Origin of the sequence: Kitasatospora sp. NPDC047058, assembly GCF_040643935.1 — a bacterium.
Classification (GTDB): Bacteria; Actinomycetota; Actinomycetes; order Streptomycetales; family Streptomycetaceae; genus Kitasatospora.
Genome location: NZ_JBEYVJ010000227.1, coordinates 1 through 11,961 on the forward strand (window position 1 = coordinate 1; position 11,961 = coordinate 11,961).

The window sequence follows — 11,961 nt, forward strand, 5'->3', positions numbered from 1 at the left end:
AGCTTCCGGGGCGCGACGGCCTACTCGCCGTCGACCTGTCCTACCGGGCTGCAGCTGAGCTCGGCCGGCAGCTGCACGAGGACGCCGAGCCCGTGCGCGTCGTCGACCAGCAGGGCGGCGCCGGACGCGCGGGCGGCGGCGGAGAGTCCGGGCAGCGGGGCGGCGTTGCCGTCGACCGAGAAGACGGAGTCGGTGACCACCAGCGCCCGGCGGTGGGTGCGTCCGGCGAGTGCCGCGCGGACGGCGTCCGGGTCGCTGTGCGGGGCGCGGTGGACGTCGCCGCGGGCGAGCCGGCAGCCGTCGATCAGCGAGGCGTGGTTGTACGCGTCGGAGACGATCAGGGTGTCCGGGTCGGTGAGCGCGGTCAGCGCGGCCAGGTTGGCGGTGTAGCCGGAGGAGAACACCAGGGCGGCCTCGACCCCGCAGAACTCGGCCAGCTCGTCCTCGAGTTCGGTGTGCAGGGCGGTGGTGCCGGTGACCAGCCGGGAGCCGGTGGCGCCGCCGCCCCAGCGCAGTGCGGCGTCGGCGGCGGCCCGGGTGACGACCGGGTGGCGGGTCAGGCCGAGGTAGTCGTTGCCGGCCAGGTCGAGCACCGGGTCGTCGGCGGGGCGGCTGCGCAGCGTCCGGGTGAGGCCGGCGCGGGCGCGCAGCGCGGCCGTCTCGTCGAGCCAGTCGAAGACGGCAGCCGGGGTGCGGACGGGCGGTTCGGACGCGGTGCGGTGGACCATGGTCGGCACTCTGGCACGCCCAGCGCGCGGCGGGCAATGTGCGAAGCGGCACATGCCCGTCGGCACATTCACTGCTCATGAGCCTTTCATTCGCCTTTCATTCGCCGCAAAAAGGCCCGTGCTTCGTTTCCATCGCCGGTATTTCGCCAGGAACCCGAAGTCCTTCCCAGGGATTTTCAGTCATCCGTTCGATCGGTCGCGCTCCCCGGCGGTCTGGACACGGGGGATACCCGGACGGCAGCTCCCGAATTCGAACGCCGGAGCCGTCCGACCGCGCCCCCGCCGTCCCGGGGAGCTGAGCCGCGCGCTCCCCGCCGTCCCCGCCCGCCCCGGCGGACCGGCCCCGGGCTTTGCCCGGGGCCGTGGCGAGCAGGCAAGATAGCCGGGTGACCCTCCTTGATCTGATGCCGAAGCCCGCCACTCCCGACGCCCTGTACGAGACGTTCGCCGCCTGGGCGGAGGAGCGCGGGATCACGCTGTACCCGGCGCAGGAGGAGGCGCTGATCGAGCTGGTGTCGGGCAACAACGTGATCCTGGCGACGCCGACCGGCTCCGGCAAGAGCCTGGTCGCCGCGGGGGCGCACTTCGCGGCGCTGGCGGAGGGGCAGCGGACCTTCTACACCGCGCCGATCAAGGCGCTGGTGTCGGAGAAGTTCTTCGACCTGTGCAAGGTGTTCGGCACCGAGCAGGTCGGCATGATGACCGGCGACGCGAGCGTGAACCCGACCGCGCCGATCATCTGCTGCACCGCCGAGGTGCTGGCCCAGATCGCGCTGCGGGACGGCACGCGGGCCGACATCGGCCAGGTCGTGATGGACGAGTTCCACTTCTACGCGGAGCCGGACCGCGGCTGGGCCTGGCAGATCCCGCTGCTGGAGCTGCCGCAGGCGCAGTTCCTGCTGATGTCGGCGACGCTCGGCGACGTCCGCCGCTTCGAGGAGGACCTCACCCGCCGCACCGGCCGGCCGACCACCGTCGTGCGCTCCGCCACGCGGCCCGTCCCGCTGTTCTACGAGTACCGCCGCACCACCCTGCACGACACCCTCGAAGAGCTGCTGAAGACCGGTCAGGCGCCGGTCTACGTCGTGCACTTCACGCAGAAGGAGGCGGTGGAGCGGGCGCAGTCGCTGATGAGCATCAACATGTGCTCGAAGGCGGAGAAGGACGCCATCGCCGACCTGATCGGCAACTTCCGCTTCACCACCAAGTTCGGCCGCAACCTGTCCCGGTTCGTGCGGCACGGCATCGGCGTGCACCACGCCGGCATGCTGCCCAAGTACCGCCGGCTGGTCGAACGCCTCGCCCAGGCGGGCCTGTTGAAGGTGATCTGCGGGACGGACACGCTCGGCGTGGGCGTCAACGTGCCGATCCGCACGGTGCTCTTCACCGCGCTGTCCAAGTACGACGGCGTGCGGGTGCGCGTCCTGCGGGCCCGCGAGTTCCACCAGATCGCCGGCCGGGCCGGGCGGGCCGGCTTCGACACCGTGGGCCAGGTCGTCGCGCAGGCGCCGGAGCACGTGATCGAGAACGACAAGGCCGTCGCCAAGGCGGGCGACGACCCGAAGAAGAAGCGCAAGATCGTCCGGAAGAAGGCGCCGGAGGGCTTCGTCGGCTGGTCCGAGGAGACCTTCGAGCGGCTGATCGCCGCCGACCCGGAGCCGCTGGTCTCCCGCTTCAAGGTCAGCCACGCGATGCTGCTCTCGGTGATCGGCCGGCCCGGCAACGCCTTCGACGCGATGCGCAAGCTGCTCACCGACAACCACGAGGACCGGGCCGCCCAGCGCCGGCACATCCGCTCCGCGGTCGCCATCTCCCGCTCGCTGCTGGAGGGCGGCATCGTCGAGCGGCTGCCGGAGCCGGACTCCGAGGGCCGGATCGCCCGCCTCACCCTGGACCTGCAGGAGAACTTCGCGCTCAACCAGCCGCTCTCCACCTTCGCGCTGGCCGCCTTCGAGCTGCTCGACCCGGCCTCGCCCTCGTACGCGATGGACGTCGTCTCCGTCGTCGAAGCCACCCTCGACGACCCGCGCCAGATCCTCGCCTCGCAGCAGAACAAGGCGCGCGGCGAGGCGATCGGCGAGATGAAGCGCGACGGCATCGAGTACGAGGAGCGGATGGAGCGGCTCCAGGAGATCACCTACCCGAAGCCGCTGGAGGAGCTGCTCACCCACGCCTACGAGGTGTACCGGCGGGTGCACCCGTGGATCGGCGACCACCAGCTCCAGCCGAAGTCCGTGGTCCGCGACCTGTACGAGCGGGCGATGACCTTCACCGACTACGTCGGCCACTACGAGCTGGCGCGGACCGAGGGCATCGTGCTCCGCTACCTGGCGGGCGCGTACAAGGCGCTGGAGCAGACCGTCCCCGAGGACGTCAAGACCGACGACCTCAAGGACGTCATCGCCTGGCTCGGCGAGCTGGTCCGCCAGGTCGACTCCAGCCTGCTGGACGAGTGGGAGCAGTTGGCCAACCCGACCGAGCCGCAGGCCGCCGAGGTCACCCTGGACGACAAGCCGGCGCCGGTCACGGCCAACGCCCGCGCGTTCCGGGTGCTGGTGCGCAACGAGATGTTCCGCCGGGTCGAGCTGGCGGCGCTGGAGCACTACGACGCGCTGGGCGAGCTGGACGGCGAGTACGGCTGGGACGCCGACCGCTGGGCGGACGCGATGGACGGGTACTGGGAGGAGTACGACGACCTCGGCACCGGCCCGGACGCGCGCGGCCCGAAGATGCTGCTGATCGAGGAGGAGGACTCCGCCTGGAAGGTCCGGCAGATCTTCGACGACCCGGAGGGCGACCACGACTGGGGCATCAGCGCCGAGGTCGACCTGTACGGCTCGGACGAGGAGGGCCGGGCGGTGCTGCGGGTCACCGCGGTGGACCGGCTGGACGGCTGACGCCGGCGCCGGCTGACGGAGCCTGACGGAGCGACGGCGGGGGCCCACCGTGTGGTGGGCCCCCGCCGTGTTGCGTTCCTGCCGTATTGCGTTTCCTGCCGTGCTGCGTTCCTGCCGTCATGACTGCCGCGCGACGCGGCAGCACCGCGTGGCGCGGCGCCTCACATCCACATGAACGGCGCGCCCGCGGAGAACGAGACGGCGCGGGTGGCCTCCTCCAGCAGCTGCTCCGGGCCCGGCACCGGCGTCCCCGACGGGACGGCGACCGGGGTCACCGGCGCACCCGGAGCCCCCGGGGCGGTGGTGGCCGGGGCGGTGGGCGACGGCGAGGCCCCGTGCGGCTCGGCCATCCGCGAGCTGGTGACGGTCACGTGCCGGCCGACCGCCTCGACCCGCTGCTCCGTGCCGGGCTTGGCGGCGCCGGCGGGCAGGGCGGGGGCGGTGGAGGCGTCCGGGAGGATGAAGGCGAGCACGGCGGGCTTGGCCCGCAGGGTCTCGGCGGCCTTGGCGGCGGTGGCCTGGTCGGCGAAGCGCAGCAGGGTGAGGCTGCTGAGCACCGGCTTGTCCTGGCCGGCGAAGCTGACGGTCAGATAGCCCTGGCAGCCGCTCTCGCGGAGCGGGTCCTGGGTGCGGTCCTGCAGCGTCTCGGTGCAGTTCTCGCCCTGCCGGACGCCGGAGCGCCTGCCCTTGTAGGTGCCGACCTCGACCACGCGCTGGGCGGGGAAGAGGGTGTCGACGTTGAGGCCCTCGGGGTCGGCGCTGCTGCGCGGCGGCGGGTTGCCGACGACCGGCGGCGTCATGGAGGCGTCCTTGCTGGACGGTCCGAGGCCGGGTATGAAGTCGCCGGGCGTCGGGCGGGTGATGATCCAGCCGCCGGCGGTCACCACCCCGACCACCACGATCCAGCCCACGGCCCGCCGGGCGCCGATCCTCCTGGCCGGCCGCCGGTACGCACCGGCGGGCTGATCGGTGGTTCCGTGGTCTCCCGGTGACGGGGTGCGCTCCCCCTGCGTGGTCATGGCGCAGATTCTAAGCAGTGTCCGGGTGGTGTGGATCACGGGGGCGGTCACTGACGATCACTCACCCTACCGGCGGGTAACCGAACGGGCGGCGGACCCGCCGACGGCCGTGACCTGCGACGTGACCTGCGCCACTACCGTCAGCGGCGACACTGTGACAACTCGCACATCCTCCCCCGGATCTTCTGGTGGGTTTCCTCTGGCGTCGCGCGTCGGCCACCAGGCAGGATCAGGCCCATGGATCTGCTCGATACCCTCACCGCCAAGGGCCTGCGCGGGGAAGCCCCCACCCGCGAGGAGGCGCTCGCCGTCCTCGCCACCACCGACGACGAGCTGCTGGACGTGGTCGCAGCCGCCGGACGGGTGCGCCGGCGGTGGTTCGGCCGCCGGGTCAAGCTCAACTACCTGGTGAACCTCAAGAGCGGGCTCTGCCCCGAGGACTGCAACTACTGTTCGCAGCGCCTGGGCTCCAAGGCCGAGATCCTGAAGTACACCTGGCTGAAGCCCGACCAGGCCGCCGACGCGGCGCGGGCGGGCGTCGCGGGCGGCGCCAAGCGGGTCTGCCTGGTCGCCAGCGGCCGCGGGCCGACGGACCGCGACATCGACCGGGTCACCGACACCGTCGCCGCCATCAAGGACGCCGACCCGGCCGTCGAGGTCTGCGCCTGCCTCGGCCTGCTCTCCGACAACCAGGCCGAGCGGCTCAAGGCGGCCGGCGTCGACGCCTACAACCACAACCTCAACACCTCCGAGGCCACCTACGCCGGCATCACCACCACCCACACCTACGCGGACCGGGTGGACACCGTGCAGAAGGCGCACGGCGCGGGCCTGTCCGCCTGCTCCGGCCTGATCGCGGGCATGGGCGAGAGCGACGAGGACCTGGTGGACGTGGTCTTCGCGCTGCGCGAGCTGGGCTCGGACTCGGTGCCGGTCAACTTCCTCATCCCGTTCGAGGGCACCCCGCTGGCCAAGGAGTGGCACCTCACCCCGCAGCGCTGCCTGCGCATCCTGGCGATGGTCCGCTTCGTCAACCCGGACACCGAGGTGCGGATCGCGGGCGGCCGCGAGGTGCACCTGCGCACGATGCAGCCGCTCGGCCTGCACATCGCCAACTCGATCTTCCTCGGCGACTACCTGACCAGCGAGGGCCAGGCCGGGCAGGCCGACCTCGACATGATCAAGGACGCCGGCTTCGAGGTCGAGGGCGCCGGCGAGGCCACCCTCCCCCGGCACCGGGCCGACATCGCCTCGGCGGTGGCCGGCGGGTCCTGCGGGACCGGCGGCGGCTGCGGCCCGTGCGGCGGCGGACACGGCGGGGCGTCCGAGGCGTCCGACGCGCCCGCGGCGGCCGAGGAGGCGCACGGCTGCGGGCCCTGCGGCGGCCACGCCGCGCCGGCCACCGCAACCGTGACGGCCGCCGAGGCGACCGAGTCCGCCGAGGCCACCGACTCCGGCGAGTCCGCCCTGCCGAACCCGAACGACGAGCTGCGCAGCGACCTGGTCCGGGTGCGGCGCCGCGGGGCCGGCACCGAGCTGGCGCCGAACGCCTGATCACGCCGGAAAGGTCCGTCATCACCATGGCTCAGCTCCCCGGTGGCGCGCTGCCCACCGACGCCCTGCTCGCGCTCGACCGGGCGCACGTCTGGCACCCGTACGGCCCGATGCCCGGCACCGCCACCCCGTACGTGGTCGAATCCGCGTCCGGGGTGCGGCTCCGGCTCGCCCGGCCCGCCGAGGGCCGGGACGAGCTGGTCGACGGGATGTCGTCCTGGTGGGCGGCGATCCACGGCTACGGGCACCCGGTGCTCGACGAGGCGGTGCGCGCGCAGCTGGGCCGGATGAGCCACGTCATGTTCGGCGGGCTCACCCACGAGCCCGCCGTCCGGCTGGCCGCACGGCTGGTGGAGATCACGCCGGAGCCGCTGCAGCACGTCTTCCTGGCCGACTCCGGCTCGGTGGCCGTCGAGGTCGCCATGAAGATGTGCCTGCAGTACTGGCAGTCCACCGGCCGGCCGGAGAAGCGGCGGCTGCTCACCTGGCGCGGCGGCTACCACGGCGACACCTTCCACCCGATGTCGGTCTGCGACCCGCAGGGCGGCATGCACCACCTGTGGGGCGGGGTGCTGCCCGGCCAGCTGTTCGCACCGCAGCCGCCGGCCGGCTTCGACGCCCCGCTGGACGCCGAATACGCGGCGCGGTTCGACGCGTTGATGGAGCGTCACGCGGGCGAGCTGGCCGCCGTCATCGTCGAACCGGTGGTGCAGGGCGCGGGCGGGATGCAGTTCCACTCCCCCGCCTACCTGCGGATGCTGCGTGAACTCTGCGACCGGCACGGCGTCCTGCTCGTCTTCGACGAGATCGCCACCGGCTTCGGCCGCAGCGGCGCGCTGTTCGCGGCGGACCACGCCGGCGTCTCGCCGGACGTGATGTGCCTCGGCAAGGCGATGACCGGCGGCTACCTGACGATGGCCGCCGCCCTGTGCACCGGTGAGATCGCGGACGGGATCAGCCGCGGCGAGATGCCGGTCCTCGCCCACGGACCGACGTTCATGGGCAACCCGCTCGCCGCCGCGGTCGCCAACGCCTCGATCGACCTGCTGCTCGGCCAGGACTGGCAGGTCGAGGTGAAGCGGATCGAGTCCGGGCTGCGGGACGGCCTGGCCGACACGGCCGCACTGCCGGGCGTCCACGACGTCCGGGTCCAAGGTGCCATCGGCGTGGTGCAGTTGGACCACCCGGTGGACGTGGCCGCCGCCACCGCCGCGGCCGCCCGGGAGGGGGTCTGGCTGCGCCCGTTCCGGGACCTGATCTACACCATGCCGCCGTTCGTGACAGGGGACGAGGACGTGGCGAAGATCGCTGCCGCGGTGACCGCAGCGGCGGTGGCCGGATGACCGCCCCCCAGGTGCTCTTCGTGACCGGGACCGGCACCGAGGTCGGCAAGACGGTGACCACGGCCGCCGTCGCCTCGGCCGCCGTCCAGGCCGGCCTGCGGGTCGCGGTGCTCAAGCCCGGGCAGACCGGTGTCGCCCCCGGCGAGCCGGGGGACGCCGAGGAGGTGGCCCGGCTGGTCGGCGCGCCGCTCACGCTGCGCGAACTCGCCCGTTACCCCGAGCCGTTGGCGCCCGACACGGCCGCCCGCCGGGCCGGCCTGCCCTGCCTCACGCCGGCCCGGACCGCCGAGGCCGTCGCCGAACTCGCCCAGAACCACGACCTGGTGCTGGTCGAGGGCGCCGGCGGCCTGCTGGTCCGCTACGACGAGGACGGCCGCACGCTCGCCGACCAGGCGCTCGCCGTCCGCGAACTCGGCCTGCCCGCCGAGCTGTTGCTGGTCGCGACGGCCGGCCTCGGCACGCTCAACACCACCGCGCTCACCGCGGAGGCACTGGCCGCGCGCGGCCTGCCGCTGTTCGGCGTGGTCATCGGCTCCTGGCCGGGCTACCCCGGCCTCGCCGACCGCTGCAACCTCGCCGACCTGCCGCGCTCGGCCGGCGCACCCCTGCTCGGTGCCCTGCCCGAACGCGCCGCCGGCACCGGGGACTTCGCCACCCTGGCCCGCACCGCCCTCGCTCCGCCCCTGCACGGACGGTGGGACGCGGAGCGGTTCGCCGCAGCGAACGCACCGGCGTAACACCCGGGCCCCAGGGGGCGGAACGGCGCAGGTTTCGCTCGATGGAGTGAGATTCCCCGTCCGCTCCGGCGGTGGCCCGGGAGGGCTCAATACCGTTCTCGGCATGACAGACGGCCTGACGGTAGACGAGTCCCTCCGGGCCCTCGCCGCACTCGAAGCGGCGTGGAACGACGACGACGAGGCGCTCGCCGCGCTCTCCGCCGGCTACCCCGGCGAACAGCCCCTCCCGGCGCTGGTCGCGGCGTACGGCGAGCACGCCGTCGACACCCTGATGGCGCTCGCCTTCGGCCTCAGCTCCGGCATGACGGAGGAGGAGCTGGAGGCGATCACCGACGCGGTGAGCTCCAACATCGGCGCCCGGATGGCCGCCCTGCTCGCGCACACGCTCCGGGCCTGGGGCGCGACGGCCTCCGCCGACGACCTCACAGTGACCAAGGCCATCGCCCGCGCGGTCATCGACGCCCTGCGCGCGGTCACCGAGGAGCCGAGCCAGACCGACGTCCTGCCGTTGCTCGCCACCTTCCGCACCTACGCGCTCAGCCACTCCTGACGGCCTGACCGTCTGACCGGCTGCTCGCCGGACGGCCTGACGGCCTGGCCCCCGGGGGTCGGCCGAGCGCGGTCAGGCGGTCAGGGGCTTGACCCAGCGGCTCCACTGCGGCTCGGGCCCGTAGCCGGCCGCCTGCCAGGTGCGTTGGCCGAGGCCGTTGTCGTTCAGCACCATCGCGTCGGCACGGCGGCCGCCGAGCGCGGTGAAGCGGGCCTCCGCGGCGGCCAGCAGGGCGGCACCGAGGCCCCGGCGGCGGTGGGCGGGGTCGACGGCGAGGCGGTAGAGGTGGCAGCGCCAGCCGTCCCAGCCCGCGATCACGGTGCCGACGATCTCTCCGCCGTCCCGCTCCGAACCGGTCGGCGCGGCGACGATCAGGCACTCAGGGTCGCGGGCGAGCAGGGCGGCGACGCCGTCGGCGTCGTCCGTGATGCTGGTCCCCTTCGCCGCGCGGGCCCAGAGGGCCAGCACGGCGGGGATCTCGTCGGGGGTGGCGGTGCGCAGCACGAAGTCCTGGATCATGACGGCGTGTCTACCAGGGCGGCCGTTCCACGCGCCGGGATTTCCGCAGTGCGGACGTGGCCGCCGGGCTCAGGCGGCGCCGGTGCTCAGGTGGCCGCCGGGCTCAGGTCGCGCCGGTGCTCAGGTGGCCGCCGGGCTCAGGTCGCGCCGGTGCTCAGGTGGCCGCCGGGTCGAGCCGCCAGACCGTGGTGGTCTTGAGCGCGGCGTCTTCGAGGTCCGCGACCACCGGGACGTCGTACGCGGCCAGGGCGGTGAAGCGTTCGCGCGGCAGGTAGGCCCGGCCGGGGTCGCCGACGATCACCACTGCGCCGCGGGCCCGTGCCCGCTCCAGGAAGGGCAGGAACCGGGCGGCCATCGCCCGCTCGTAGAAGACGTCGCCGGCGAGCACCACCTCGGCCGGTCCCCCGTCGCCGTCCAACAGGTCCGCCACGGCCGCCTCGACCCGCACGCCGTTCGCCTCCGCGTTCACCCCGATCGCGGCCACCGCGTAGGCGTCGATCTCCGCGGCGCGCACCGACCGGGCGCCGCGCAGCGCCGCCGCGATCCCGACCAGACCCGACCCGGCCGCCAGGTCGAGCACCGAGCGGCCCGCGACCAGCCCCGGGTGGTCCAGCACGTACCGCGCCACCCCGACCCCGCCCGCCCAGGCGAACGCCCAGAACGGCGGCGCCAGCCCGGACTCGCCGCGCTCCGCCTCCGTGGTCTCCCACAGGGCGATGGCGTCCTCGGCCATGTGCAGGGTGACCTCGGGCACGAACGGGACGGGTGTCAGCCGGGTCTCCCGCTGCACAAAGCTCCGGTCCGACAGCGCAGTTACCCCCGGGTGAACGTCCCGCGTCTGGTTGAGCATGCCCGCAGCATAGAGGCTCGGGCCCTGCTCGCCCGACCACCTCGCGCCCGTCGGCGGGCTCGCGCCGGACGCGCGCCGGACGTACGCGGCTCCGCCCGGACGCCGGATCACGCACGGCCACCCGGTGCGTACCATTTCGATACCGAAGCCTGGGTGAGCTGCGAAGATGCTCGCCCGCCGGGCCCGGCCCCCGGTAGCATCCGGCACGTGCCCTCCGGGCCCGGCGCAGGCGGCCCAGCGTCGTCGTGCCCGTGGTCCGGGCGGCGGACTCGCGCGGAACACCCGGTGCCCGTCACTCCGCGGCCGGCACCCGGTCTCCGCGCACTCGGCACCGCGCGCCAGGGCTGTCGCGCGAACGGCGAAGGGCAGCGTTTTGGCGGATCGGCTCACCGGAGGAGACTCCTCGCTGCTGCGGCGGATCAACGCGGCGGTCACGCTTCGGGCGCTGCGGGCCGGCCAATCGGTGACCCTCACTCAACTGGTCGGGGACACCGGACTCTCCCGGCCGACGGTGGAGGGCGTGATCGAGGGCCTGGTCGAGACCGGCCTGGTCGCCGAGGTGGAGCAGCCGCAGAACGGCGGCCAGTCCGGCGGCACCGGCCGTCGCGGCCGTCCGGCCCGCTGGTTCCGGTTCCGGGCCGAGGCCGGGCACATCCTCGGCATCGAGATCGGCGTGCACGACGTCCGGGTCATCCTGGCCGATCTCACCGGCGAGGTGGTGGGCAGCCAGGACCGGCCGATCGAGGAGGGCCTGGAGGCCGAGGACCGGATCGCCGCGCTGCGCCCGGTGGTCACCGACGTCCTGCGCAAGGCCGGTGTCTCGCGGGACAACCTCTGGGCGGTCGGCGTCGGCACCCCCGGCATCGTCGACCGGGACGGCAGCGTACGGCTGGGCACCGCCATGCCCGGCTGGACCGGCTTCGAGCTGGGCGCCCGGCTGCGCCGGTCGTTCCGCTGCCCGGTGCTGATCGAGAACGACGCCAACCTGGCCGCCATCGCCGAGCACTGGCAGGGCGCGGCGGTGGGCGCGGACGACGTGGTGTTCGTGATGGCCGGTCTCAGCCCGGGCGCCGGCTCGCTGATCAACGGCCGGCTGCACCGCGGCTTCGGCGGCGCGGCCGGTGAGATCGGCGCCCTGCACCTGCTCGGCCAGGAGGTCACCCCCGAGCGCCTGCTCTCCACCACCGGCAAGCCGCTCAACCCGCTGGACGAGGCGGCCGTCGCCCGGGTGCTGAGGCTCGCCCGCGAGGGCGACGAGGTGGCGAAGGTGGCGATGGACCGCTTCCTGACCCGTCTGGTGCAGGGCGTCGCGGCGCTGGTGCTGGCGATCGACCCGCAGCTGGTGGTGATCGGCGGCTGGGCGGCCGGGCTGGACGGCGTGCTGGAGCCGCTGCGCGAGCGGCTCGCCCAGTTCACCCTGCGTGCGCCCGAGGTTGCGCTGGCCGCGCTGGGCGCGGAGGTCGTCGCGATGGGCGCCCTGCGGGTGGCGCTGGACCAGGTCGAGGAGCAGCTGTTCGCCGTGGACCCGCCGACGGGCACCGCCGTCCGGAGCTGAGCCGCTCCCGGTGAACGACTCAGGCCCGGACACCTGTGGGTGCGTCCGGGCCTGGGCCTGAGGGTGTTTCGGGGTGGTCTCGGGGGGGGGTCGTTCAGGAGGCGGTGCGGACCTCGGGGCCCGGGCCGGGCCCCGCGGCCCGGCGGGGGCGCCCGTCCCCGGCGCCCGCACACGATCTGCGCTGGGTGGTCGGGGTGGGGGGCGTGGGT

General features: G+C 74.0%; 9 protein-coding genes and 1 pseudogene. 6 read left to right on the top strand and 4 right to left on the bottom strand.

All coding sequences use genetic code 11. From position 1 onward, the window contains the following. Positions 1-77: 77 nt before the first annotated feature. Positions 78-728, bottom strand: a pseudogene (locus ABZ885_RS26895) (aminotransferase class I/II-fold pyridoxal phosphate-dependent enzyme); the annotation flags it as partial. 386 nt (positions 729-1,114) lie between these two features. Between ABZ885_RS26895 and ABZ885_RS26900 the strand changes: the two are divergent. Then, positions 1,115-3,625, top strand: coding sequence for a DUF3516 domain-containing protein (locus ABZ885_RS26900; RefSeq protein ID WP_360193685.1), 2,511 nt, complete (start codon positions 1,115-1,117; stop codon positions 3,623-3,625). Positions 3,626-3,786: 161 nt separating this feature from the next. Here ABZ885_RS26900 and ABZ885_RS26905 read toward each other — a convergent pair whose 3' ends face one another. After that, the gene (locus ABZ885_RS26905; protein ID WP_360193688.1) at positions 3,787-4,644 is read right to left on the bottom strand and encodes a hypothetical protein; all 858 of its coding nucleotides are present in this window, start codon (positions 4,642-4,644) and stop codon (positions 3,787-3,789) included. 237 nt (positions 4,645-4,881) lie between these two features. Here ABZ885_RS26905 and bioB point away from each other — a divergent pair, with 237 nt between their 5' ends. From bioB to ABZ885_RS26925, 4 genes are all read left to right on the top strand, one after another. Continuing rightward, on the top strand, positions 4,882-6,198 hold the full coding sequence (gene bioB / locus ABZ885_RS26910; RefSeq protein WP_360193691.1) for a biotin synthase BioB: 1,317 nt from the start codon (positions 4,882-4,884) through the stop codon (positions 6,196-6,198). 26 nt (positions 6,199-6,224) lie between these two features. After that, the gene (locus tag ABZ885_RS26915) at positions 6,225-7,541 is read left to right on the top strand and encodes an adenosylmethionine--8-amino-7-oxononanoate transaminase (protein ID WP_360193694.1); all 1,317 of its coding nucleotides are present in this window, start codon (positions 6,225-6,227) and stop codon (positions 7,539-7,541) included. Then, on the top strand, positions 7,538-8,278 hold the full coding sequence (gene bioD, locus ABZ885_RS26920) for a dethiobiotin synthase (RefSeq protein ID WP_360193696.1): 741 nt from the start codon (positions 7,538-7,540) through the stop codon (positions 8,276-8,278). The genes ABZ885_RS26915 and bioD overlap by 4 nt, the downstream gene beginning before the upstream one ends. A 103-nt stretch (positions 8,279-8,381) precedes the next feature. After that, a complete protein-coding gene (locus ABZ885_RS26925; protein ID WP_360193698.1) occupies positions 8,382-8,828 on the top strand; it encodes a hypothetical protein in 447 nt (148 codons plus the stop codon). A gap of 72 nt (positions 8,829-8,900) precedes the next feature. On the opposite strand, the gene ABZ885_RS26930 is transcribed toward ABZ885_RS26925, so the two are convergent. Together ABZ885_RS26930 and ABZ885_RS26935 are read right to left on the bottom strand one after the other, a co-directional pair. Further along, a complete protein-coding gene (locus ABZ885_RS26930) occupies positions 8,901-9,347 on the bottom strand; it encodes a GNAT family N-acetyltransferase (protein ID WP_360193701.1) in 447 nt (148 codons plus the stop codon). A 154-nt stretch (positions 9,348-9,501) separates the two neighbouring features. Then, complete coding sequence (locus tag ABZ885_RS26935) at positions 9,502-10,197, bottom strand: 50S ribosomal protein L11 methyltransferase (RefSeq protein ID WP_360193702.1); 696 nt, start codon at positions 10,195-10,197, stop codon at positions 9,502-9,504. Positions 10,198-10,570: 373 nt separating this feature from the next. On the opposite strand from ABZ885_RS26935, the gene ABZ885_RS26940 reads away from it, so the two are divergent. Next, a complete protein-coding gene (locus tag ABZ885_RS26940; protein ID WP_360193705.1) occupies positions 10,571-11,752 on the top strand; it encodes an ROK family protein in 1,182 nt (393 codons plus the stop codon). The last annotated feature ends 209 nt before the right edge of the window (positions 11,753-11,961 follow it).